Raw genomic sequence first — 24,899 nt, 5'->3', positions numbered from 1 at the left:
GTATTCACAATTACAATACTTTATGATTTGGCGTTAATCGGAATTTTACTCCAAGGAAAGTATGACTTTACAAGGTTTAAAGTCGGAGTTTACTCCCCATCTGATGATTGTCCGCTTCCCGAACATAAAAAAAGAGTCCAACGATTAACTCATTGAACTCTTTGCGGAGAGAGAGGGATTCGAACCCCCGGTACCTCTCGGTACGGTAGTTTTCAAGACTACTGTAATCGACCACTCTACCATCTCTCCAGTGCTCTGATTGTCTCGAAAGCGGGTGCAAAGGTACATGTTTTTTTCGGAACAAACAAATTTTTCGGCAACTTTTTGCATCTCCAGCTTAAAATTCGCACCTTTGAGCATGGTTAGAAGGCACTCTCGCTCGGATTTTCCCGAATAAATTTGGATAATCGCTCGCTTATTCGTACCTTTGCAGCGTGATTTACCCTAGCAATTTTGAGCACAAGCTCGGTTTCGATGAGATAAGAAGGCTGCTGAAAGAGCGTTGCCTGAGCACCTTAGGCAAGGAGAAAGTTGACGAGATGGCTTTCTCTACTGATTGTGATGCCATCAACGAATGGCAGACACAGGTAAGAGAATTCCGCAGGCTGAAGGAAGAAAAAGACGATCTCCCCATGCAGTATTTCTTCGATGTAAGGGCTGCTGTGACCAGAATACGTATGGAGGGTACTCACTTGGAGGAAGACGAGGTATGGGACTTGCGTCGCTCACTGGGCACTATCGTCAGCATGGTGAACTATCTGGAACAGGGAGCAGAAGAGTCGGCTAGCGGAGAGATGAGATACCCCTACCCTGCCTTGCACAGACTGACAGAGGGCGTAATGACCTTCCCCGCAATGATACGCAGGATAGACTCCATACTCGACAAATTCGGGAAAATCAAGGATTCGGCCTCGATGACGCTGGCAAGCATACGTCATGAGTTGGAAAAGACTCAGGGTAGCATCTCGCGTACATTATATAGTATATTACACAGTGCCCAGAAAGACGGATTGGTCGACAAGGATGCCGCCCCCACCATGCGCGACGGCAGACTGGTAATTCCTGTGGCTCCATCGATTAAACGCAGAATAAGCGGTATCGTACACGACGAATCGGCTACTGGAAAGACGGTATTCATTGAGCCAACAGAGGTGGTTGAGGCTAATAACAAGGTGCGCCAGATGGAAGCTGAGGAAAGAAGGGAGGTAATCAGAATCCTGACCGTATTTACCGATGAGGTACGCCCTCATGTGAAAGATATCCTTGACTCATACCAGTTTCTGGCTCTGATAGACCTGATACAAGCCAAGGCCGAGTGGGCACGACTGACAAAGGCCTTTGAGCCAATGGTAGAGAACAAGCCCCACATAGACTGGATCCGCGCCATACATCCACTCTTGCAGCTTTCGCTCGAAAAACAGGGGAAACAAGTGGTTCCGCTCGACATCACCCTGACACAGCAAAAGCGCATATTGATTATCTCTGGTCCGAATGCTGGTGGTAAGTCTGTATGCCTGAAGACCACAGGATTGCTACAATATATGTTGCAATGCGGCCTTCCCATACCCATTGGCGACCGTTCTACATGTGGTGTTTTCAAACACATCCTTATAGACATAGGCGACGAACAGAGCATTGAGAACGATCTCTCGACCTACTCAAGCCACCTGATGAACATGAAGCAGATGATGAAACAGGCCAATGGCCAGTCGCTGCTATTGATAGACGAGTTCGGTAGTGGTACTGAACCTACCATTGGTGGCGCCATCGCAGAAGCCATGCTGAACCAGTTCTGGAAAAAACAGACGTTTGGCGTGATAACCACTCATTACCAGAATCTGAAACATTTTGCAGAGGATCATCCAGGAGTTGTAAATGGCGCCATGCTGTATGACCGTCATGAGATGCAAGCACTCTTCCAGTTAGCCATTGGACAGCCCGGTTCTTCATTCGCCATCGAAATAGCTCGAAAAACAGGCATTCCTGAAGAGGTAATCCGCGAAGCCTCAGACATCGTAGGCTCAGATTACATCCAAAGCGACAAGTATCTGCAAGATATCGTGCGCGACAAGCGCTACTGGGAAGGCAAACGCCAAACCATACATCAGCACGAGAAATCGCTGGAGAATAAGATCAACCGTTACGAAGACGAACTTAATGAGATTGAACGCCAGCGTAAGGAAATACTGCGCAAGGCTAAGGAGCAAGCAGAAGAACTACTGAGGGAAAGCAACAAGAAAATCGAAAACGCCATTCGTGAGATCAAGGAAGCACAAGCTGAGAAAGAGCGCACACGACTGGTGCGCGAAGAGCTGAACGCCTTTAAAGAGGAACTGACAGATATTGACACGAAAGACAACGACGAAGCAATAGCCCGCAAGATCCGTCAGATACAGGAGCGCAAGGAACGTAGAGAAAAGCGTAAGCAAGAGAAAGCCAACAAGGCTGACAGTCCCGTATCTGCACCAGCCCCAAAAGCAAAAGTCGAGGATAACAAACCTATAGTAGCTGGCGACACTGTAAGAATCAAAGGACTCTCGTCTGTTGGTGAAGTAGAATCCGTTGATGGCAAAATGGCTACCGTCATCTTTGGTGGTATGAAAACAAAGATGCGTGCTGATCGTCTGGAACACGCAGAGAAACCCAAACAACATACAACCAAGGCAGAAGAGCGCAACAATAATATTGCGGGATCATACGCCACCGTATCACGAGACACACGCGACGTGATAGACAATCGAAAGATGAATTTCCATCAGGATCTTGACGTTCGTGGTATGCGAGGCGATGAAGCCATCAATGCCGTGACCTACTTTATCGACGATGCCATACTCGTAGGCATGTCGAGAGTAAGAATTCTGCATGGCACGGGAACGGGCGTATTGCGCCAGTTGATACGCCAATATTTAGGCACGATTCCCAACGTTTCACACTTCCGCGACGAGCATGTCCAGTTTGGTGGAGCAGGCATTACAGTAGTCGATTTAGACTGATTTTACCCTCTTGACATAGATTAAGCGCATACTCGCGATTTATTAAAAAAGCCAAAAATATTTGGCTAACTGCCTGATTATTTGTACCTTTGCCCCCGAAATACGACGCGACGTCGTTAGTTTGAGTAAGAAATCTAAAGGATAACGCGGGTCTCGCAAGAGTCCGCCTAAAGTATAGAGAATATGAATCAACTAATTAAAAAGGCAAGTGTCAGCTTGATGGTTCTTATGATGACAAGCTTTACAGCTTTTGCATCTAGCAGCGGCAACAAGAACACAAAATCATCAAGTTTTGACTGGAATCCAGTAATGGATGCGATTATTCAAGTAGAAAGCGAAGGAAATCCCAGAGCCGTGAGTGGGAACTCAGTAGGCGCGATGCAGATTACTCCGATACTTGTACGAGAATGTAATGAGATTCTGAAAAAGCAAAAGAGTAAGAAGCGCTACACGATGGACGACCGTTATAGTGTCGAGAAGTCAAAGGAGATGTTCCTCTTAATTCAGAAGTACTTCAACCCTGAAAATAGCATTGAGAAAGCTATACGTTCATGGAATGGTGGTGTTAAGTACAGTGTCAAAGCTACCAACAGGTACTATAAGAAAGTATTGGCACGAATGAAGTAAGGATACAGAAAACTTCGCAGTCGTTTGTATAACGAGAACTATTTGCAAGACTGATAATCCGATTGTCAAGGGCAAAACCTGACGATCGGATATTTTTTTCTCCCCTCCTCTTTCTTAACTGTCTGGATGAAAATAAAAAATGCAAGCTTTTCAGCTTGCATCCCTCTCTTGTTGCGGAGGCAGGATTCGAACGTGCGACCTCCAGGTTATGAGCCTGGCGAGCTACCAACTGCTCCACTCCGCGATGTTATTTTTTCTAAGCGGGTGCAAAGGTACTACTATTTTTTGAATTACGCAAATATTTGCGCTTTTTTTTTGTATTTTCTCGACTCAAGGCATATTTTTGCCCTATTTTCTTGTTTAATTCAAAGAAAAAAATTAATTTTGCACACTGTAATTGCTGTGTGCAATTCATAAAAAAGAGGAGGAAGTAATATGTCAATATCAAAAACCAGACAGAAACTAGTTGACGTGGCTCGACAGCTATTTGCCAAAAACGGGCTCGAGAACACGACGATGAACGACATCGCTTTGCAGTCAGGCAAAGGACGTCGGACGCTCTACACTTATTTCAAATCGAAAGAGGAAATTTATTATGCCGTTATCGAAAGCGAGTTGGAACGCTTAAGCGACAAGCTCGATGAGGTAGCAGCCAGAAAGATACGTCCACAAGACAAAATCATTGAGCTGATATATACCCATCTGAGTATGATTCGTGAGACGGTGGTGCGTAATGGAAATCTGCGTGCAGAGTTTTTCCGCAACATCTGGATGGTCGAGAAGGTACGCAAGCATTTTGACGATGCAGAAATAGAACTCTTCCGCAAAGTTTATACGGAGGGAAAGGAAGACGGTGAATTTGACATTGACAATGTAGACCTTGTGGCAGACATCACCCACTATTGTATCAAGGGTTTGGAAGTACCTTATATATATGGACGCATTGCCCACGGTATGAAGGAAGAGGACACCAAGCCACAGGTGGCCAAGGTCGTTTATGGCGCCTTAGGCAAGTTCCAGAAGAAGTAAAAGAATAAAGTACAAACATATTTAAACAACAAGAATTTTATTATGGGATTATTAGAAGGTAAGACAGCACTGATCACAGGTGCTGCACGCGGTATCGGAAAGGCTATCGCACTGAAATTCGCCGCCGAGGGCGCAAACATCGCATTCACAGACCTCGAGGTTAACGAGGATACTGAAAAAGAAATTGCCGCTCTGGGCGTAAAGGCAAAGAGCTACGCCTCAAACGCAGCAGATTTTGCTCAGACTGAGGAAGTGGTTAAGGCTGTGAAAGAGGAGTTTGGTTCAATCGATATCCTCGTGAACAACGCTGGTATCACCAAAGACGGACTGATGCTTCGTATGACAGAACAGCAGTGGGATGCCGTTATCGCTGTAAACTTGAAGTCGGCCTTCAACTTCATCCACGCTTGTGTGCCCGTGATGATGCGCCAGCGTGGTGGTTCAATCATCAACATGGCCTCAGTAGTAGGTGTTCACGGCAATGCTGGTCAGGCCAACTATGCAGCCTCAAAGGCTGGTCTGATTGCACTTGCAAAGAGTATTGGTCAGGAGATGGGTCCCAAGGGTATCCGTGCTAATGCTATTGCTCCTGGTTTCATTGATACAGCTATGACTCAGGCTCTGCCTGATGATATCCGCAAGGAGTGGATCAACAAGATTCCTCTGCGTCGTGGTGGTCTGGTAGAAGACATTGCCAATGTAGCCACATTCCTCGCTTCAGACATGTCGAGCTACGTAAGTGGTCAGGTGATCCAGGTAGATGGTGGTATGAACATGTAAGCTGATGGATGTAGTTTACGAAGACAACCATATTATCGTAGTCAACAAACAGAGTGGGGAGATCGTTCAGGGCGACAAGACTGGCGATCGCCCCCTTTCTGATATTGTAAAAGACTATATCAAGGAAAAATACGCAAAGCCCGGAGCCGTATTTCTGGGCGTGGTGCATCGTCTGGATCGTCCTGTTTCAGGCCTAGTAGTCTTTGCCCGCACCTCAAAAGCCCTGACCCGTCTGAACAAGATGTTTGCAGAAGGCGAAGTACACAAGACTTACTGGGCTATCGTAAAAAACACGCCACGCGAACCCGATGGAACACTCACTCATTGGTTGGTACGCAATGAAAAGCAGAATAAGTCGTATGCCTACACCTCGGAGAAACCAAATGCCAAGAAAGCGATCCTGAAGTACCGCGTTATCAGTCACTCAGACAACTATTGTCTGTTAGAAGTCAACCTGATGACGGGCCGTCATCACCAGATACGTTGCCAACTTTCAGCGATGGGAAGTCCTATTAAGGGCGATCTAAAGTACGGCTTTCCCCGTAGTAATCCCGATGGAAGCATCTCGCTGATGTCACGAAAGGTCGAGTTTGTCCATCCTGTTTCAAAAGAAACCATTGTTATTGAGGCACCCATACCCCACGATCCTCTCTGGCAAGCTTTGGCACCACAATCACAAAACAGACAGAAAAAGACATAAAAAACCTGGGTGTTATCGAACATCCAGGTTATCGTGTTTTGCCATCCATACACTGAACAGCATGCCAGCTAAAAGCATGGCACTCATGGTCATTGTCATTATCATTATTTTCAAATGTATAATATATCTTTACTAACTAATCTTCTTATTCTTATTGACGGTGCAAAATTACTGCATTTTTATGAAATAAGCAAGGAATCTTTAAGAATTGTGTGCGGTAACAGAAATTAGTTGATACATGTCAATTCGGCAGCAAGAATAACAATTCTATCTTTTTTCTTCACTAACCAATGGACATATCGGAATTATTTCTTACCTTTGCCACATATTTACAATGACAAGAATATGAAAGGAAACAAGATTATAGGCTTCATTGCAGGAGCATTCATCGTGGTAGTAGCACTCTATATGTGTGGCGACTGGCACATTCAGAGCAATGATGAGGCAGAGAAAAAGGAAACCTATCAGGCAGCCGACTCACTGCCTATGCTCATCATGCAGATTCAGAAGTGTTCTAAGCTCTACACAGCAGAATACAAGGTACATAAGATCGTAACCCACGACGATGCCCTGCGCCTGAAAGGCTCACTTCTCCAACGACAATTCAACTTAAAGGTTCCAATGGCTGATCGCAAGATTGCCATTCCCATGGACGCCAAGTTGAAAGCCTGGATCGACTTCAGTCAGTTCTCAGAAAAGAACGTTGAGCGCGAGGACGACAAGATTACCATCATCCTGCCCGACCCCAAGGTCACGATGACAAGTTCGAAGATAGACCAGAAGAACATGAAACAGTATGTGGCTATGACCCGTTCGAACTTCAGCGATGAAGAACTGGCTAACTATCAGCAACAAGGACGTGCAGCCATCATCGAGAGCATACCAGAAATGGGTATTTTGGAGACAGCCCAAGCCAACGCGGCGAAAGTACTCGTACCCATGCTTGTAGAGATGGGATATGAAGAAGAGAACATTACGGTTGCTTTCCGCAAGCATTATGGTCCGAAAGACATCCAGACACTGATAAGAATTGACGATTAGAAGGGAAATTGACTTATGAAGACAAGCAGTTATATTAAAATAGGTATAAGCATCATAGTCGTTGGACTACTCATTGCAGTTATCATGTGGGTGAAAAGTATCACAAAAGGCAACTATGTAGCTTTCGGAGCAGATACAGCCATTGACGTGACCCCGACACAGATTCAGAGCATAAAAGCCATTGGCGAGTGGGAATTCCTCTCCTTAAGCGCAGAAGAATTAGTTGACACCGTACGCAAGGGATTCTTCACCAACGACGAACTGGTACGCATCTACTATGGCACATTACGACTAGGTGTCAACATGCACCAAGTAGAACCCGGATGGCTCACCACGAAGGGCGACTCCGTGATCATGAAACTACCCAAGATAGGACTTCTCGACAAAGACTTTATCGACGAGGCACGTACGAAGTCATTTTACGAGAGCGGTTCATGGAAACCTACTGATCGCGATGCGCTCTATAAAAAAGCCTATCGACAGATGCTGAAGCACTGTCTGACCAAGGAAAACCTTCAGGCAGCAGAGGTCAACGCAGACCAACAACTACGCAACATGATGCAATCAATGGGGTATAAAAACATAAAGATTGTATTCAAGAATTAGCGCTCAGAATTCAGGCACAAGGATTAGCGCACAGGGAGCACAAACTCCATACGTGTTCCCTTCTGGTAATGTTCGTCGTAACGAAGATAGCCACCTATCTTCTCAGCCAGTCGATTAGCCACACTGAGGTCGAACTCTATCTCATCCGTCATATCACTGGGATTGTCGAACCACTTGAAAAGAACCTTTTTCCTATCCTCAGGAATACCTCCGCCCGTATCTTCCACATAGAACGTAATCATGCTCGACGACTTGTCGCGATAGCATCCAGCGGCCACCTCGCCCTCGCTGGTAAAGCGACAAGAGGTAAACACCAGTTTATTAAGTACCACTTCTACGATATGACGATCAGCAGACACGAACACATCGTCAGGCAGATCATGACGGAATGTCAAACGCACGCCATTCTGCACAAATGGGCGGTTACCGTCCAGACTGCGCTGAATCAGCTGGTTAGGACTGAAGCGTTCGTCCTGGAGATGATGCCCATCGCCACCTTCCGAATATACAGCCACCTCGTCGAGCAAAGTAGATATCATACTGGCATTATACTGAATCTTACCCGAGATACTCTTTTTCTCGCTTTTCGACAAATACAGATCCTCACGGGCAATAATCTCAGCCATTCCAGAGACAGAGTGAAGAGGAGTACGGATCTCACGACCTAATGCACGAATAAAAGTAGTCTTCATGACATCAAGCTTCTCCAATTCCTTAATTTTGGAATTGAGCGATCTGATGCGCATGAAAAGGTAAATGCACATACATAACAAAATGACCAAACAAACTACCAACATCATTGTACTACGCTTCTCTAAATATATCTGACATTCGTCGAGAGATTGCAAAATTATAAAATATCTGTTAAATGGCAAACTTTTCGGCTACAATTTCGCAAAAAAGGGTCAATTTTTGATAATTTCGGTAACAATCAGGCTTCTTCCATCCACCCTGAAGCGAATATCCACATTAAGGAAAGGCATGCCATAGATGCGCTGTGGATCGTCATGGAAACGTGGGCGCGGGTCCTGAGCCAGCGTCGCCTTCAAGGCCTCCAACTCGCCAGCAGGAACCATAGCAGCCAGTTCGTCAGTCATCTCCACCTCAAGAGGCTTCCACTCTGTAGCGTCCACGAAACCACTACGCGCCTCAGGATGAGCATCAGCGTATGCCACATAGGGTTTCACGTCGTAAATAGGAGTACCATCCATGAGGTCTGCGCCAAGCACATAAATCACAGGCCCCAGACGCGAATCCATCTCCACCCTGTCCATGCGCACACACGAAAGTCCTAAGTTATTAGGGCGGAAAGGCGAACGCGTGGCGAAGACACCCAGGCGGGTATTTCCCCCCAGACGGGGCGGACGCACAGTGAGGCTCTTCTCTGCATCCCGATTGGCAGAGAATTCCCATATCAGCCACAGGAAGTCAAACCCTTCGAGGCCTCTCACAGCCTCTTCCCTGCGATAAGGCGGTTCAAAGACAATACGCCCTGAGAGTTGCTCCACAAGTCCACTTTGCCTCGGGATGCCGAATTTCGACTTCAGGGGCGATTCGAAATGAGCTATCGGTTTTATTTCCATAGGCGCAAAATTACCATTTTTCAGAGAAAAACACAAAATATTCACCCAAAAACTTTGAGAGAATGGATATTTTTCTTATATTTGCAAAGGAAAATAGAGCTAAACAATTTTTATGAGGTTAAAGACTATCCTTTTGACAATGGCTTTAACACTGTCTGGTAGTATATTATACGCTACTGAGGACTATAAGAGCAGCGCCGAATATACTGCTCTGCGCGACTCAATGAGCCATGCTTTCAACGATGGCGACAGCGCCCGTTTCTTCCCAGCCCTGAAAAACCTTCAGAGCTATCTGCTGAAACAAAAGGACATGCACGCCTACTACACCCAGCGATGCAACGAAATTGTGTTTCTGATGAACCAACAACGCATCTACGAGGCCTACAAATGTGCTCAGGTGATGGCCAAGGAACTGCGTGAGAAGAAACTCGACAAGGAGATGTATATGGCCGTCAACATGCTGGGCCATATCAATCGCTATTGCGGCAACGAGAAAAAAGCGAAGGAATGCTGGTACGAGGCGCTCAGCATGATGGAGGAGCAGGGCTACTACTCCAACATGCCACCAATCTACATGAACATCGTCAACGTGGCGCTCGACAATAACCCGGCAGAGGCCGACAGTCTGCTGGAAAGAGCCAAGTGTATTGCGGAGAAGCACTCCAAAGAGCGTGTGTTCGACATCGTGACCCGTCGTACTGCGAGTTACTTCACACGTGGTGATATGGACAAGTTCCTTGAGGGCTATAAGGCATACAAGGAAGGTGAGGCACGTGGCGAGTCGTCAGTCCATGGTCGACTGCTCGAAGTCTATTATCAGTGCTATCTTGGCAACACTGACGAGGCCGTAAGAATGGCTCGTGAGGATTTAGGCGACGAAGGTCTGGACGCCATAGTCATGATCTACGAGAAAGCCGGCAGGTGGAAAGAGGCCTACGAAGCCCTTAAACAAGACTATGCCACCAGCGACTCAATCGACAATGTGGTGCTGACCAACAGCATGCTGGGTATCCGCGAACAAGTCAGGATGTACGAGATGGAACGCGAGGCCTCGAACACCAAGATGATCACCCTGACGGCTACCATGGGTGCGCTTCTACTATTACTCATGGCACTCTTCTATATCGTACAGGCACGCAAGCGCCATACCCTCGAACTCGAGAAGGCCTACAAGCGCGCCATGGAATCAGAGGAGATGAAGCGGGCCTTTATCAGAAACATCAGTCACGAGATACGCACGCCGCTCAACATCATCAGCGGCTTTGCCCAAGTCATAGCCAATCCCGATCTGGTAGAGAATGTGTCTGATCGTCAGCACATGGCTGAGGTCATGCAGCAGAATGCCCAGCGGATGACCCAACTCATCGACGAGATTATCGGCCTCTCGCTTATAGAGTCGACAAAGAAGATGAATCAGGAAGACCACACGCACATCAACTCGCTGCTCAGATCGCTCATCAAGCATCATGCGAAAGAGGTTTTTCCTGATATCGAAATGAAATTTGAGACCACGCTATCTGACAGCTTCACGCTCAGGACGAACAAGAACATGCTGAAACGCATTCTCAACAGTCTGCTCGACAATGCGAGGAAATATACCATTGAGGGCTATATCAAACTATCGGCAGAGAGCGACGGGCGAATGCTGTCCATCTCTGTAGAAGACACAGGAAGCGGCATACCCGCCAAGGAGGCGGAACACGTCTTCGAGCGCTTCGTGAAGCTCGACTCCTTTAAGGAAGGTATTGGTCTCGGACTGCCTTTGAGCCGCAAGTTCGCAGAACAGCTGGGAGGCACTGTCACACTCGACACCAAATACACCAAAGGTGCGCGTTTCATAGTCAGACTGCCCATTCATACATAAGCAGCAAAAAAAATCCCTCGCCAGAAAGCGAGGGATTATCTTTTTCCTTATCCTAAATATTTTATCAGGATGCGGGCATAGCCACTGTCGTGCAGTTTAGCGATGCTCTTTTCGCGAATCTGTCGCACACGCTCACGTGTCAGTCCCATCTCCGCACCGATTTCCTCAAGTCCGCGCTCCTGGCATCCTATACCAAAGCACTCCTTCACGATTTTCAGTTCACGGTCCTTCAACACGTTGCGCAACACGTTATCGAGATCGCTGGTCAGCGACTCATAGTCCACGTGTTTGTCTGTACGGGAGTCATCTCCCGAGCTGAGCATATCTGCCATCGAGTTGTCGTCGTCCTCGCCAAAAGGAGCGTCGATACTCATGTGGTGGCTATCAGCCTTAGCAGTCTGCTCGATTTTCGACTCATCGATCTGAGTCAGTTCCGCCAACTCTGTCACAGAGGGGCGACGCTGATGAATCTGCTCGAAACGGTTAATCTCCTGATTAATCTTGCTCAGTGCTCCGCTCTGGTTCAAAGGCAGGCGAACGATACGGCTCTGCTCTGCGATAGCCTGCAGGATGCTCTGGCGAATCCACCATACGGCATAAGAGATAAACTTAAATCCTCGCGTTTCGTCAAACTTTTCAGCAGCTTTTACCAGTCCGATATTACCTTCGTCGATCAGGTCGGTCAGTGTCAAGCCCTGATGCTGATACTGCTTAGCCACAGAAACGACAAAGCGCAGGTTGGCCGTCACCAGGCGTTCCTTGGCTTTCTCTCCTTCCGGGCCACCCTTACGGATAGCCTGTGCCAGTTCAATTTCCTCATCAATGGTTACAAGGGGTTGACGACCAATCTCTACGAGGTATTTGTCAAGTGCTTCACTCGATCGATTGGTAATACTCTTTTGAATCTTTAATTGCCTCATATATATTCTGTTACTCTGAAAAAGTGTGCAAAAGTACAAAAAATATCGGTTCGTTGTTACTTGGGCACTTTCTTTTTAAGAGACGTTAACTAAATTTCGTTCGTTATTGATACAAATCATTGCACTATTTCCTGCAGTCTGGCGTCACCAGGCTTAAAGAGCCATCCTTTACAGGTCTTGGCGTCAGCCTTGTAAGCCTTCATTTCCACCCTGCTCCAGTCTATCTGGTCTGTGCGCTGAGCCAGAGGGGCATGAGGTATCAGACTGCCGTCACGCACCAGGATAATGGCAGGAATCTTCCCTGCCTCGATGGTCTGATAGCCACCCTCATAAACCTTACCGGTCTGATAGTCGATCCACTTACCCTTGGGCAGATAGACCTCACGCTCATGACCACTCTCCATGAGCGGAGCCACCAGCATCTGCGAGCCGAACATATACTCATCTTCAACGAGCCAGGCACCCGTATCGTGCGGGAACTCCACCAGCAGAGCCCTCACCATAGGCAGTCCGCGCTCAGAGCAGTCCTTGGCCTGAGCATACACATAAGGCATCAGTTTGTATTTCATCTCCGCACAATCGCGGAAAGCCTCTGTAAACGATTCCGAGATGAGCCAAGGCTCCGTAGGAGGCGCACCATGGGCTCGTGTGTGAGAGCTCAGGAATCCGAAGGGCAGCCAACGACGATAGATATCCTCAGGCGAGGCCGTCACGAAGCCACCCATGTCGTGACTCCAGAACGAGAAACCGCTCAGTCCGAAGCTCAGTCCGCCCCGCAGGTCTCCCAACAGCCCTGTGTTCGTGGTAGCAGCATCGCCGCCCCAGTGTAAGGCATAGCGCTGACTTCCTGCCCAGGCACTGCGCGCCCAGATGATGCCCTCACCAGGATGGTTGCGCTCCACAACCTCCCAGAGAGCCTTGTTATAGCGCAGGGGATAGAGGTTATGCTCGTAGAGTCCGCCCTTGCCGCTATGATAGAAGCCATTATAGGGAGCTGCCTCGCCAAAGTCACACTTGATGGTTGAGACGCCCTGTTTCATCAAACCTTCGATTTTCGACTGATACCAGCTGACGGTCTCAGGGTTCGAGAAGTCGAGCACGGCATCCTCTACAGGCATACCGCCCGTAGCATTCACCACGTGAAGACGTTTCTCTATGATTTCCGGGAAGAAACGGTTCTTGGGCGTAAAGTAAGGCAGTTGCCACAGGCAAGTATGGAATCCGTCTTTCGAGAGTTGTCTGAGCATCTTCACGGGATCCTCGAAGCGGTCCTTCGCGAACTGATAGTCGCACTGCCAGTCTACGCCGAACCAGCCAGTATCGAAGTGGATCACGTCTGAAGGAATTCTGTGTGCCCTCAACTGACGGGCTATCTCCAGTCCCTCATCTTGCGAGAAGTAAGTGATGCGGCTCATCCATGTGCCAAAGCTCCACAAGGGCAGCATAGGACTCTTTCCCGTGATGTTCGTGTACTCGTCGAGAATATCCTTAGGCTCACCAAGGAAGACGAAGAAGTCCATCTGCTCGTCAGCCATAAACAGGCGGTCTGCCCCAATATACGAGGCACCGAAGTCGCACGTCACAGGGGCTGAGGTGTGCATGAACACACCATAGCCGCGGTTCGAGAAGAAGAAGGGCACGGGCTTGTATTGTCCGTCAGTCTCCGGCCCCTGAGGGTCAGTCACGGAGAGATGCACCTTCTGCCCCACCTTGTTCAGCGAGGTGAACGACTCGCCACAACCATAGATTCTCTCCCCTGGTGCCAGCGTCAGCACAGGGTTCATGCTCCTCGAGTTGTCGCTTCCGCGCTTGATGAACGAGAAGGGCAACAGCTTTACCTGACTCGAGTCGTTATCTATGCTGTGTCGCGTCTGCGTCAGTATTCTGCCCTTGGCATCCTTCACCACGATGCGCCAGGGATATTGTCTGATTTCGATGGTGCCATAGTCCGAGCTGTAGGCAATGCCGCCCTCCTTCTGCGAGACCTTCCACATGGTGCCCGCCCCTTTTTTCTTAAAGGCGTCGCAGAACATCACGTCGTCCTCGTCAGATACCTTGGGCTCTACGGGGGTCGAGAGCATGCGCACCCTCACCGTTCTGGGACTGATGAACTCCACCTTCAGTTTCAGTTCCGGGTCGTTCTCATAGGCAGCGTCAGGAAAGTCGAGCATCTGCATTCTCACGGGCCAGTAACCGTTCAGGTTGAACGCCTGGCGCGGACTCATCCTGTAGCGTTTCCACTGCACCAGTCCCTCACCTTTCGCCGCATCGAAGCTCACCAGCGAGTCGGCCAGGAAATAGGTATTCGACAAATCATAAAAGTCTGTCGACACATCCTTCTGCATAGCCTGCAGGTACTGGATACCTGCGTTGGTCTGTATCTGTGCGCTGACAACCATTGAGCTACCCAGCAGCAACATTGCACCAAAAAACTTCTTCATATTTCTTGAACTCCTTGTATTCTTGTCTCCCTAATTAAAACTCTATCCACGTTGGTTTCAGCATGGGCGACTTGGCAGTAATCGAGCCCTTGCCCGTTGCCACCACCATACATTTGCCGTGGAAGGCCTTACGCTGCGGCGCCTTGAAACGCTCCATCGACGTCTGGCATCCATTGTCGGTACCAATCACCTTTCCGTCGCCCTCATAGATGAAATAAATCATATCCTCGGCCCATGGACACAGGTTGCCGTCCTTGTCCACCACCTCAGCAGTGATGAAGGTCGTCTCCTTGCCCTTGTAGTCTATCGACAAACGGATATGGTCGGGCGCTCCGGCAGTCTTGATGGTCTGTTCGCACACCACCTTACCGTTCTTTCTCGATACGGCCTTCACCTCTCCTGGGTCGAACGTCACGCGCCATCCCACGTGATACTCCGTGCAGAGTCCGGGTTTCCAGCCTTCAGGCTGGTGGTCTGTCTTCCTGCGCACGCCCTGACTCTCGCCATTGATGAAGAGTTCCACCTCGTCGGCCCCGCTGTAGTAGCACCACATATCGATATAGTCGCCTGCCACCCAGTTCCAGTGAGGGAAGAGGTGCAGCATAGGCTTCTCCGTCCACTCGCTCTGATACATATAGTACGTGTCTTTCGGGAAGCCTGCCAGGTCTATCAGCCCGAAGTAGCTCGAGCGCGCAGGGAATCCGTAGGGCGTAGGCTCGCCAATATAGTCGAAGCCCGTCCAGATATACTGTCCGCCCACGTATGGCGTGTGTTTCACCACGTCCCATGTCTCCTCGTGCGTACTCGACCACGAAGCATGCATATTGTCATAGGCCGAGCACATATACGTAGGGTCTGTATAGGGCAGCCACCACTGTTTCGGTGCCACGTATGTCGAGTCGCTGGGCATCATATAGTAGCCACGCGTTTGCAAGGCACTCACGCTCTCCGAGAAGATAAAGGGCTTGTCGGGAAAGTTCTTCGGCACGTCCTTCACCCACTGGTGGTGGTAGTTGAAGCCTATCAGGTCTATCGCCCCGCTCTTGAAGAGATGGTTGCCTGGCGACGGCTCGTTGCAGCCCGCCGTAACGGGTCGTGTCGTGTCGTAGCGCTTCACGATCTCCGCCAGATGCTGTGTCAGCAGCGACTGTACGCTCAGTTCGCCGTCCTTAGCCAATGTCGATGCATCATGACCAGCGTTCAGAATCAGGTTGGCCTGTTCCAGCGTCAGCGTGTCAGCCTCCGCATCCGACCACTGTTCGAGCACCTCGTTGCCAATACTCCACATCAGCACCGAGGGGTGGTTCCTGTCTCTCAGCACCAAGTCGGTGAGGTCTCTCTTATGCCACTCGTCGAAGAAGCGTGCATAGTCGTTCTGTGTCTTCTTGCGCCGCCACATGTCGAAACTCTCGTCCATCACGATCAGTCCCATCGTGTCGCACATGTTCAGCAGCTCCGGTGCTGGGGGGTTATGCGAGCTACGGATGCTGTTCACGCCCATGGCCTTCAGCTTCGTGAGCTTGCGGTGCAGGGCATCCTCGTTGAGGGCTGCGCCCAGACAGCCGAAGTCGTGGTGCTCGCACACGCCGTTCAGCTTGATGTTCTTGCCGTTGAGCCAGAAACCCGTCTTGGCGTCGAACCTGAAATCGCGGAAACCCGTGGTTGTCTCTACCTCGTCGACCACCTTTCCGCCTGCTATCAGCTGTGTCCTCACCGTGTACACATAGGGATCTTCGAGGCTCCACTTACGGGGCTTCCTGATACTGACGGGCTTTCCGCTGGCGTCGAGCCACGTGTTCTTTACCGTCACCTTCTGCCCCGTGGGATTCTCATAGTCCACCTCCACGCGCCCGTTGTCTACCTTCACGCCCCAATGCTTCACATGGATGGCGCTGGTCTTCGTGAGCCACACATGGCGATAGATGCCACAGCCCGAATACCAGCGCGAGTTGGGCTGGTCGCTGTTGTCCACACGCACCGCCACCACGTTCTCGCCCTCATGGACGTATGGTGTGATATCGTACTCAAAACTCGAATAGCCGTAAGGACGGAAGCCCACTTCCTTTCCATTCACATACACGGTGGAATTCATATACACGCCGTCGAACTCGAGAAACACCTTCTCTATCTTATCGAGCGCGAAGTGCTTGCGATACCAGCCTATGCCCCCTGGCAGCGCTCCCCCGCCCGCTCCGCTGGGGTTGCCCGCCTGGAAGTCGCCCTCGATGGCCCAATCGTGAGGCACGTCGAGCCCCCGCCACCATGAGTCGTTATAGTCTGTGGCAGCCATCTGAGCCGAATCGCCCAGCACGAACAGCCAGTCTTTGTCGAAACACAGTCTCTCCCTGGCCTGCGTTGTCAGTCCCATCAGCACCGCAGCCACCGTCAGTATTGTTTTTTTGATCATGAAAGATTTGGTTGTTTTTAAGTTCTTTAAATCCCCGCCCTGAGTGTTCAGAGCGGAGATTGTTGTTTTTTTTTGTTGTTGCGCAGCGGTTCTTATTCTGCTGCTGCGATGGTCCAGCCTGTGGGGATGCCGCTATCGCCTTTTTTCCAGGGCACATTCGCATTTATCTGTGCATCATCAGCTGTTCCTGCCAGATTACCATTCATATCTGCTATATAATCCGAATAAGCGCTGCTGATATAAATCGTCTTTGTCGTTACGGATTCATCTGTGCCAGCACCATTGAGCCAGTCAATAAGGCAAAAATCTGCACTGAGATCCGTAGCCTTACAGGTGACGCTGGACAATTTCTTACAGCCAGCGAACATATATGTATAGCAGTCTACTGCCAGCGTCTTGGCGGGCAGCTCGGGCGCTGTGGTCAGGCTTGTGCAGTCATAGAACATATATGTATAGCAGTCTACTGCCAGCGTCTTGGCGGGCAGCTCGGGCGCTGTGGTCAGGCTTTTGCAGTAAGCGAACATGCTAAAATAGCAGTATCTTGTCAGCGTCTTGGCTGGCAGGTATATCTGGTGATCAGCATCCTTGTTCTTCAGATTCTCTTGCATATAGAACATCCCACCGAAGGCATAGTCGGCTGTCAATGTCTTATTGGTGGGGTAGTTGTCCTTGTTTATGAGACTCATCACGTTGCCGTAAGCAAAGGTCTCGTCTGAGAGTTCGAATTGATAACAATCGTATATATATTCAGCTCCGTACGCCTCGTTCGTGCCTCGGAACGAGATCTTGTCGCCCGCGGCAGCCAGCGTAACACCATCCGCTGTCAGGTCGTTCTTCCATGTGATGCCGCCATCGAGCGAATATTCCACGTTAGGAGCAACAGCACTGCTATTATATTTATTAAACTTGACGGTCGCGCCAGCTTTGGCGGCCTCGAAGGTGAGCGGCGTCTCCAGGTTGACCACCACGCTGACGTCGCATGTGGCCTTCTTGCTGCCCGCCTTGGCGGTGATGACGGCTGTTCCTGTGCCAACGGCGTGAACCACACCCGCGTCGTCTACCGTGGCGACACTCTCGTCAGACGACGACCATGTGACATCAAAGTCTTCAGTGTCAGCGGGACTTACCGTGGCTTCGAGCGTCACGTCTTTACCGTTGCCATAAGCCATCTCCAGCGTCGCTTCGTTGAGCGTGACGTCCGATACGGGAGGCGCCGGATTATCCGTTTCGCCCAACAGTTCGTCGCACGATGTTTGCATCATGGTCACTGCCACCAGCAACGCCATACAGGAAAGTTTCTTGATTGATAATTTCATTTTGTTCGGTTTGTTTTTAGTTTCAGAGTGCAAAGATAATTAAAAATGAGTGAATTACCAAATTTTCACGCAAGAAAAATATCAAACTTTACTCCGAGGAAAATCCTGCTTTCACCTATCGGGAGTCAGGTTTTCCTCGGAGCAAAGTCGGGGCCATTTGTTGCAGTTGTTGCAGTGTTGCAGTTGTTTGAGAGCTTTGCGCACCCCTAAAAAAAGGTCTATATATTTATATATATATAATATATATAATATATAGTATTAACTTTTCACTTTTTCCACTTCATGATTCGAACTGCAACACTGCAACACTGCAGCAAATCAGAGCCGGATGGTGACGGGTTTACCGTTATAGCTGACCATCAGACCATCGGGGTTGTCGAGATCAAGGGGCTTAGCCTGATCGCTGCTGACGAGCACGACGTTGAAGCGGCGGCTCTTGAGCATACCGGGGAACTGACCCTTGCGGGCACCGAACGAGAGCGTACGGGTGGCATCGTCGTAGGTAATGTCGATGGTGGCATATTTGCCGCGCTCATAGTTGTAGTTGGTACCCTCGTCTTCATAGAGCTGGAAACTGCCGTTTTGTCCGGCATAGACGTAGAGGTTGATGAGCTCGGCGGGGCGCTCGTCGCTCCACTGCATCTCAGGACCGAAGGGGATGATGGCGCCCTCGCGCACGAAGACGGGAATCTGCTCGTAGGGAGCATCGACCACGAGGCGCTGACCACCTTCGAGGTGCTCGCCTGTGTAGAGATTGTACCAGCCACACTGCTCTGGGAAATAAACTGAGCGATTGCGGGCCTTGTAGTAGCCTACGGGACAGGCCATCAGCGCGGGACCGAACATCCATTGGTTGCCGATATTCTCTACCTCCTTGTCGCCATTGAAGTCCATCACCAACGGACGCATCAAGGTATAATCCTTGAAATGAGCCCAGCCAGCCATTGAGTAGAGGTATGGCATGAGACGATAGCGCAACTTATCGTAGTAGACAAACGACTTATAGGCAGGATGACTGTCGGGGGCGATGTTCCATATCTCGCGCAGGGGCCACTGGCCGTGTGAGCGGAACAGGGGGATGAAGGTGCCGAACTGGTTCCAGCGAGTCTGCAGCTCGCGCCACTCCTTGAGGTCTTCGTTCTCCACGCCACTATGGTCGAAGAGCTGCTGGGCAGCCACATAACGGTTTTCGACGCAGAAGCCGCCCTGGTCCATGCCCCAGAAGGGGAGACCCGAGATGGAGTAGTTGAGACCTGCCGTCATCTGGGCGCGCATGTCTTCCCAGCGAGTACCGATGTCGCCGCTCCATGTGGCGGTTGAGAAGCGCTGCTCGCCAGCGAAACCGCTACGGGTGAGGAGGAACACGCGGGGCTCATTCTGCTTGCCTTTCCACACGCTGCGCTGGCCGTTGTAGATGGCGTCGGCATTGACGGTGCTGTAGGCGTTGAAGTATTCGGTAGAGGTGCCTAAAGCGGTGGGGCCGCTAAGGGCCTTGCGATACCACATGGGGGTACAGTCGCGCACGTTGGGCTCCGAGGCGTCCATCCACCAGGCATCGACACCAGCGACACCGTTCTTGTTGAACTTGGTATAGAGGTTCTCGTCCATCTGGCGCCAGAACATCTTGCGGGCTCCCGGGTCGTAGGCGTCGTAGAAGCCGTTCTTATAGCCGGGCCCCACCCAGTCGTGGATATCGTCGGTGGGCGACTGAACGTACATCCAGCCCTTGGCATCGAGCTCTTTGTAGTTATCGGTATTGCAATAGAACTTAGGCCACACAGAGATCATGAAGCGACCGTGCATGGCGTGTACGGAGTCGAGCATGGCCTGAGGATTGGGATAGCGCGAGGCCTCGAACTGATGGGAGCCCCACTGGTCCTCGGGCCAGTAGTTCCAGTCCTGCACGATGTTGTCGATGGGTATCTGGCGCTTGCGGAACTCGGCGAGGGTCTGTTCCACCTCGGCAGAGGTCTTGTAGCGCTCACGGCTCTGCCAGAAGCCCAGCACCCACTTGGGATAGAGCGATGCCTTACCAGTCAGAGTACGGTAACCAGAGATGACCTGGTCGAGGTTCTGGCCTGCGATGAAGTAATAATCCATGTCCTTGGCCATCTCGCTCCAGACGGAGAGCTTGCCACGCTCCTCGGCACTGCGAGGCTCAGCCACGCGCAGTCCGCAATAGCTCTCGCCGCCATCGGGCTGCCACTCTATGCGCAACTGGGCTTTGCGTCCCTTCTGGAGCTCGCAGCTGAACTTATAGGCGTTGGGGTTCCAGGCTGTGCGCCAGCGCTCGGGCACGACTTCGCGGCCATCGATATAGACCTTGATGTAGCCGGCATAGTAGAGGATGAACTGGTAGAGCTGTGCCTTACCAGCACATTTGCCACAGCATTCGGGTTCGATGAAGCCTTCGTAGGTAACGTTGGCGCCTGCCAGCTGGAAACCCTGAGGCAGGTTCTTGATGCCACCGTTATCGGTCTTCAGCGCAATCTCCGACTTGGCTGGCGTACCGTATTCGTAATAGATGGAGTCTTCGTCGCGCACGAGCTTCTTACCCATACGGTCGATATAGGTGCCCGTGAGGTGGCCCTCCCTGCCCTGTCTGTCGTAGAGTTTGAAGGCGCGGTTGAGCTGGAGATAGTCGTTAGGATTGCCAAAGCGACAGAAGGAATAGGAATCCCACAGCAGACCGTAGTTCTTGTTGGACAGGACGAAGGGTACAGACACCTTGGTGTTGTACTGGAACAGGTCCTCGTTCTTGCCTTTCATGTTGAACTCTTCGCTCTGGTGCTGACCCAGGCCGTAGAAGGCCTCATCGTCGGGCGAGTCGAACTTCATCTGCCACGTCAGACCATGCTTCTGCTCCTCGGGGACGGAATAGCCCGTCTTCATACCCAGTTCGCGCTCTGGCACGGTGAAGGGCCAGAACTGCTTACCGTCCTTGGCTTCCCTCAGCAACGCCTTGCCAGCAGCATCGAAGAAGCTGATCTCACCTGTAGCCTTCTGTACTACAGCCTTCACATTTCTGGCCTTCACCACTACCGTCTCGCCCTCGTCGCTCACACGGTAGGAGCCTTTGGCCGGAGCCGTCTGGGGGACAATCATCAGCGAGGCGGGCTTCTCGGGCAGGACCTCGGCAGAGGTGGCTCGCACACGGATAATGTTGTCGTTCATCACTTCCAGGCGGATTACTTTTGCCTGACCTCCGTCAGGACGAATAGTCACAAAGTTTCCACTGGTCTGCACCTCGGCCGCCATCGACATTCCCGTCGTGAGCAGGGCAGACACCAGGATTAGGATTCTTTTCATACGTTTTAATTATATTATTGATGATATCAGTTATTTATTTCATCGTCATCGTCCATCAACACGGCTTCCTCGACGTCGCCGGCATCGTCGAGCGGAATGGTGATGGTGAATACGGAACCGCCTCCCGCGTTGTTGTCGCCAACAACCGTTCCGCCATGGGCTTCCACGATATCCTTCACGATGTGCAGGCATATACCCGGGTCGTCGTCGTTCACCACAGAGTCGAACATGTGAGCCTTGGCCTCCTCGGGCAGTCCGACGCCATTATCCGAAATGCGGATGGTGCCATGGTTGTCGGTCTTGTCGACGAACACCTTGATGCGACAGTCGCTGGGTGAGAACATCACGGAGTTGTTCAGCAGTATCTGGATGGCCTGAGCCATCATATCGTGGTCGAACTCGAGCCTCAGATCCTGAGCCAGAGGGAAGAAGGAGAACTTCACCCGCTTGCCGTCAGGAGCCTTGTACTGGGCACACTGCTCCTTCATGAACGCCTGGAGGTCGTTCTCCTGGCGGTGCAGTGTCAGCGCGCTCACCTCCCACTCGGGCTGCCGGGACTCTGCATTCTTCCGGGCGGTCTGCTCCTCAGCCATCATCTGGGTCTTCATCTCGTTCATCCACTGCTTCTTCTTCACCTCCATGCGCAAGCGCTCACGCTCTACGTGATCGGCCTGACGCTTCAGGAAGAAGTGACGCCACAGCCACACTGCAGCAGCCACGAAGAGGAGGAACAGCAGCAGTATCCAGCGATTGCGCAGCAGCGGGGGCGTGATGGTGATCTTCAGCGTGGCCTCGTTCTGTCCCATGGTGCCGTCTTCGTTGAGCATGCGCACATGAAGCACGTAACTGCCATGATGGAGCGACATATAGGTGATGTTGGGATCCTGCTCTTCTGTCTTAATCCACTTGTCGCTGAAACCTTCGAGCATATAGACGAAGCGCGAGGGGTTGTGGATTTCGCCCTTATCGGTAGCCAGCTGGATAGTGAACTGGTTCTCGTAATGACGGAGGGTCAGCTCGCGACTGTCGTTGAGTGCCTTTTTCAGAATCACGCGACCTTCGTATTCATCGCCTACGCCCAGTTCCTGTCCGAAGAGTTTCAGACCACTGAAGATGGGCTTCTCCGTATTGTGGATATTGGCCACAAGCTTAGGATAGATAACGTCTACACCTCCAAGACCGCCCACCAGGATCAGACCGTCCTTAGTGCGAGAGATGGAACGCTGGTTGTAGGGGCCTTCCTGCAATCCGTCGCGGCTGCTGAAGCTGCTCACGGTGAACGTCCAGTCGCCATCTTCCTCTTTCTTAGGAACGACACTCGAGACGCCGTGCTCAGTAACAACCCACATGTTATGCTGGAGGTCTTCGGCAATACCCACGACACTCGAGCCCAGAAGGCCGCTGTTCCTGTCGAGAAGGGTCTGCTTGCCTGTCTTTCCGTCGACGACACAACAGCCTGCTGTAGAGCCGTGCCATACAAGGCCTCGGCTGTCTTCGATGACACAGGTCGTCGACGCCATAGCTGCCGGCTGTCCGGGGATGGCGGGGATGGTGATGTTGACAATCTTTCCGCTCAAGGGATTGATGAGCGAATAGTACTGCGAGTGTCCCACCATGAGCCAGCCTTTTGCCGTCCACGTGGCCGAGGTCATGAAGTTCTCTGGCAGATTGGAGTTATAGGAATTGTAGGTCTTGAACTTTCCGGTCTTGACATCCAGTTGCTGCACACCGTTGCCCAGCGTGCCCAGCCAGATGTTGCCCCACTTATCCTCGGTGACAGACCATACGTTGTTGTTCAACAGGCCGTCCTCAGCATTCGAGGCGGTATAGTTGGTGGCATGACCATTGGCGATGCGGATCAGACCGCCGTTATAGGTTCCGAACCACACGGAACCGTCGCTTGCGCCATACGAGGCCACCATGATGTCGGAAGCGAAGCCACAGCGGGCCTTGTCGTAAACCTCGGTCTCGCCCGTAGAGGGCACGTACTTAACGATGCCGCGATTGTCTGTACCCAGCCAGTAGTTGCCGTAGATATCCTCTGTGGTGGTGTTGACATCGCCCAGTTCGAGGGTCTTGAAGCCCAGCAGCTTCTCGATATACTGGTTCAGACCATTACGATAGCATGCTATCCATACGCCGCCATTCTTATCGATCAGCAGATGCTTGGCCGTGTTCTCGCTCAGGGTGGTGGTATCATACTTGTTGTTGACGAACTGCTTCACCTCCTTGCTCTTCGGGTCGACCACGAACAGACCTTCATGATCCGTCGCAATCCACAGCCATCCGCGATGGTCCATAGCCACATCCCAGATCTGCATAGGACTGGGCAGTGCGGGGATACCGTATTCTGCGAAATAGCTGTTGACGGACGTGTGCCACTTCTTCTCCTTCTGGTCGAAGATAAACACCTTACCGCCTCCGGTGATGACCCAGTAGTTGTTGCGCTTGTCGACAAAAATGTTATAGGCATCGCTAGGCTTGCCGCCATTGTTACGCATATAGCTGTCTTTCGAGAGCACCGTTCCATGATCGCCATCGACGATCATCATGTCGCCATCGCTCGAAGCCATGAGCAGGCGACCGTCAGACTCGCCAAACGAAGATACCCAGAACTCTTTCGAGATCTCGTCCTGGGCATAGCCATACTTCACCAGCTTGAGTTTTTTCTTCTTGGGGTTGTAGCAATAGAGGCCCTCATCATAGGTCTTCACCCAGATGCGCTTCTCGGAGTCGATATAGAAGCGGTCGATACCGCCCTTGATGCCCCACTTGACCAGTTCGGTAGTAGGGTTACGGTTTACGCGCTCTGTGACGGGGTCGAAAATACTGTAGTTCATGCCCTGCTTCAGCCAGAGACGACCTAAGTGGTCTTCCCATATCTGATCAATATAATTATTACGCAGCGAGGTAGAGTCGCTCGGACTGGAATAGTAGGTACGGAAACGGTAGCCGTCGTAACGGTTCAAACCATAGGACGTGCCTATCCAGATAAAGCCCTTTGAGTCTTGGAAAAGGTAATTGATGGTTGAGTTAGAAAGGCCATCGCGCGTATCCAGACGACGGAACTTCATATCAGGAATCACGGTAGAAGCCGCGCTCATTCCGAGGCTGAACATCAGGAGCAAAGAGGTCAGAAGCTGCTTCATAATAGTTATCGGTTATGATTCATATTTCGTTATTGCGCTACAAATGTAAGGGTTTTCCACGAGAAAAACAAATAATCTGCAAAAAAATTGCAACTGAGTTGCGAAACATTCTTCATACCTTTGCACCCAGAAAG

Annotated in this window: 16 protein-coding genes and 2 tRNA genes; 8 read left to right on the top strand and 10 right to left on the bottom strand. The window is 50.8% G+C overall.

Annotated features, from left to right (window positions below; translation table 11 throughout):
• Positions 1–164: 164 nt before the first annotated feature.
• Positions 165–249: transfer RNA gene (locus BMX82_RS08060), tRNA-Ser, on the bottom strand.
• Between the two features lie 185 nt (positions 250–434).
• Here BMX82_RS08060 and BMX82_RS08055 point away from each other — a divergent pair.
• Both BMX82_RS08055 and BMX82_RS08050 read left to right on the top strand, forming a co-directional pair.
• Positions 435–2,993 (top strand): endonuclease MutS2, encoded by a 2,559-nt coding sequence (locus BMX82_RS08055; protein WP_091767707.1) that lies wholly within the window; start codon positions 435–437, stop codon positions 2,991–2,993.
• 183 nt (positions 2,994–3,176) lie between these two features.
• Positions 3,177–3,620 (top strand): lytic transglycosylase domain-containing protein, encoded by a 444-nt coding sequence (locus tag BMX82_RS08050; RefSeq protein ID WP_036910366.1) that lies wholly within the window; start codon positions 3,177–3,179, stop codon positions 3,618–3,620.
• Between the two features lie 171 nt (positions 3,621–3,791).
• Here the strand turns inward: BMX82_RS08050 and BMX82_RS08045 are convergent.
• A tRNA-Met gene (locus tag BMX82_RS08045) sits at positions 3,792–3,864 on the bottom strand.
• A 191-nt stretch (positions 3,865–4,055) separates the two neighbouring features.
• On the opposite strand from BMX82_RS08045, the gene BMX82_RS08040 reads away from it, so the two are divergent.
• The 5 genes from BMX82_RS08040 to BMX82_RS08020 all read left to right on the top strand — a co-directional run bounded on the left by BMX82_RS08040 (position 4,056) and on the right by BMX82_RS08020 (position 7,776).
• On the top strand, positions 4,056–4,649 hold the full coding sequence (locus tag BMX82_RS08040; RefSeq protein ID WP_036910364.1) for a TetR/AcrR family transcriptional regulator: 594 nt from the start codon (positions 4,056–4,058) through the stop codon (positions 4,647–4,649).
• Positions 4,650–4,691: 42 nt separating this feature from the next.
• On the top strand, positions 4,692–5,429 hold the full coding sequence (gene fabG, locus BMX82_RS08035) for a 3-oxoacyl-[acyl-carrier-protein] reductase (RefSeq protein WP_036910362.1): 738 nt from the start codon (positions 4,692–4,694) through the stop codon (positions 5,427–5,429).
• A 4-nt stretch (positions 5,430–5,433) separates the two neighbouring features.
• Positions 5,434–6,129 carry an RluA family pseudouridine synthase gene (locus tag BMX82_RS08030; RefSeq protein WP_036910360.1) on the top strand — a complete coding sequence of 232 codons (696 nt, stop codon included), beginning with the start codon at positions 5,434–5,436 and terminating at the stop codon, positions 6,127–6,129.
• A gap of 345 nt (positions 6,130–6,474) precedes the next feature.
• Positions 6,475–7,170: a DUF4230 domain-containing protein gene (locus tag BMX82_RS08025; protein WP_091767704.1), complete on the top strand. Its 696-nt coding sequence runs from the start codon at positions 6,475–6,477 to the stop codon at positions 7,168–7,170.
• Positions 7,171–7,185: 15 nt separating this feature from the next.
• Positions 7,186–7,776: a DUF4230 domain-containing protein gene (locus tag BMX82_RS08020; RefSeq protein ID WP_091767701.1), complete on the top strand. Its 591-nt coding sequence runs from the start codon at positions 7,186–7,188 to the stop codon at positions 7,774–7,776.
• A gap of 23 nt (positions 7,777–7,799) precedes the next feature.
• On the opposite strand, the gene BMX82_RS08015 is transcribed toward BMX82_RS08020, so the two are convergent.
• Positions 7,800–8,468: a sensor histidine kinase gene (locus BMX82_RS08015; RefSeq protein ID WP_218142019.1), complete on the bottom strand. Its 669-nt coding sequence runs from the start codon at positions 8,466–8,468 to the stop codon at positions 7,800–7,802.
• 213 nt (positions 8,469–8,681) lie between these two features.
• Positions 8,682–9,359, bottom strand: a complete 678-nt coding sequence (tsaA, locus tag BMX82_RS08010; RefSeq protein WP_091767695.1) for a tRNA (N6-threonylcarbamoyladenosine(37)-N6)-methyltransferase TrmO — start codon at positions 9,357–9,359, stop codon at positions 8,682–8,684.
• A gap of 139 nt (positions 9,360–9,498) precedes the next feature.
• Between tsaA and BMX82_RS08005 the strand changes: the two genes are divergently transcribed.
• Complete coding sequence (locus BMX82_RS08005) at positions 9,499–11,223, top strand: sensor histidine kinase (RefSeq protein ID WP_177172051.1); 1,725 nt, start codon at positions 9,499–9,501, stop codon at positions 11,221–11,223.
• 47 nt (positions 11,224–11,270) lie between these two features.
• On the opposite strand, the gene BMX82_RS08000 is transcribed toward BMX82_RS08005, so the two are convergent.
• The 6 genes from BMX82_RS08000 to BMX82_RS07975 form a co-directional block, all read right to left on the bottom strand.
• Positions 11,271–12,143, bottom strand: a complete 873-nt coding sequence (locus BMX82_RS08000; RefSeq protein ID WP_036910350.1) for a sigma-70 family RNA polymerase sigma factor — start codon at positions 12,141–12,143, stop codon at positions 11,271–11,273.
• Between the two features lie 116 nt (positions 12,144–12,259).
• The gene (locus tag BMX82_RS07995; protein WP_091767689.1) at positions 12,260–14,584 is read right to left on the bottom strand and encodes a glycoside hydrolase family 31 protein; all 2,325 of its coding nucleotides are present in this window, start codon (positions 14,582–14,584) and stop codon (positions 12,260–12,262) included.
• Between the two features lie 34 nt (positions 14,585–14,618).
• Positions 14,619–16,991, bottom strand: a complete 2,373-nt coding sequence (locus BMX82_RS07990; RefSeq protein ID WP_091767686.1) for a glycoside hydrolase family 2 TIM barrel-domain containing protein — start codon at positions 16,989–16,991, stop codon at positions 14,619–14,621.
• Between the two features lie 92 nt (positions 16,992–17,083).
• Positions 17,084–18,307, bottom strand: a complete 1,224-nt coding sequence (locus BMX82_RS07985; protein WP_091767683.1) for an Ig-like domain-containing protein — start codon at positions 18,305–18,307, stop codon at positions 17,084–17,086.
• A 318-nt stretch (positions 18,308–18,625) separates the two neighbouring features.
• Positions 18,626–21,616: a glycoside hydrolase family 31 protein gene (locus tag BMX82_RS07980; RefSeq protein ID WP_091767680.1), complete on the bottom strand. Its 2,991-nt coding sequence runs from the start codon at positions 21,614–21,616 to the stop codon at positions 18,626–18,628.
• A 26-nt stretch (positions 21,617–21,642) separates the two neighbouring features.
• Positions 21,643–24,765: a ligand-binding sensor domain-containing protein gene (locus BMX82_RS07975; protein ID WP_091767677.1), complete on the bottom strand. Its 3,123-nt coding sequence runs from the start codon at positions 24,763–24,765 to the stop codon at positions 21,643–21,645.
• Positions 24,766–24,899: the final 134 nt, after the last annotated feature.

It is taken from the genome of Prevotella sp. khp7, assembly GCF_900109055.1.
Taxonomy (GTDB): domain Bacteria; phylum Bacteroidota; class Bacteroidia; order Bacteroidales; family Bacteroidaceae; genus Prevotella.
The sequence above is the reverse complement of the archived record's forward strand: the minus strand, read 5'-3'. Positions and strand labels throughout refer to the sequence as shown.

Excerpts from the sequence above, each read along its gene's own strand:
- BMX82_RS08050 (WP_036910366.1), top strand. The coding sequence starts at position 3,177 with ATGAATCAACTAATTAAAAAGGCAAGTGTCAGCTTGATGGTTCTTATG.
- BMX82_RS08040 (WP_036910364.1), top strand. The coding sequence starts at position 4,056 with ATGTCAATATCAAAAACCAGACAGAAACTAGTTGACGTGGCTCGACAG.
- fabG (WP_036910362.1), top strand. The coding sequence starts at position 4,692 with ATGGGATTATTAGAAGGTAAGACAGCACTGATCACAGGTGCTGCACGC.
- BMX82_RS08030 (WP_036910360.1), top strand. The coding sequence starts at position 5,434 with ATGGATGTAGTTTACGAAGACAACCATATTATCGTAGTCAACAAACAG.
- BMX82_RS08025 (WP_091767704.1), top strand. The coding sequence starts at position 6,475 with ATGAAAGGAAACAAGATTATAGGCTTCATTGCAGGAGCATTCATCGTG.
- BMX82_RS08020 (WP_091767701.1), top strand. The coding sequence starts at position 7,186 with ATGAAGACAAGCAGTTATATTAAAATAGGTATAAGCATCATAGTCGTT.
- BMX82_RS08015 (WP_218142019.1), bottom strand. The coding sequence starts at position 8,468 with ATGAAGACTACTTTTATTCGTGCATTAGGTCGTGAGATCCGTACTCCT.
- tsaA (WP_091767695.1), bottom strand. The coding sequence starts at position 9,359 with ATGGAAATAAAACCGATAGCTCATTTCGAATCGCCCCTGAAGTCGAAA.
- BMX82_RS08005 (WP_177172051.1), top strand. The coding sequence starts at position 9,499 with ATGGCTTTAACACTGTCTGGTAGTATATTATACGCTACTGAGGACTAT.
- BMX82_RS08000 (WP_036910350.1), bottom strand. The coding sequence starts at position 12,143 with ATGAGGCAATTAAAGATTCAAAAGAGTATTACCAATCGATCGAGTGAA.
- BMX82_RS07995 (WP_091767689.1), bottom strand. The coding sequence starts at position 14,584 with ATGAAGAAGTTTTTTGGTGCAATGTTGCTGCTGGGTAGCTCAATGGTT.
- BMX82_RS07990 (WP_091767686.1), bottom strand. The coding sequence starts at position 16,991 with ATGATCAAAAAAACAATACTGACGGTGGCTGCGGTGCTGATGGGACTG.
- BMX82_RS07985 (WP_091767683.1), bottom strand. The coding sequence starts at position 18,307 with ATGAAATTATCAATCAAGAAACTTTCCTGTATGGCGTTGCTGGTGGCA.
- BMX82_RS07980 (WP_091767680.1), bottom strand. The coding sequence starts at position 21,616 with ATGAAAAGAATCCTAATCCTGGTGTCTGCCCTGCTCACGACGGGAATG.
- BMX82_RS07975 (WP_091767677.1), bottom strand. The coding sequence starts at position 24,765 with ATGAAGCAGCTTCTGACCTCTTTGCTCCTGATGTTCAGCCTCGGAATG.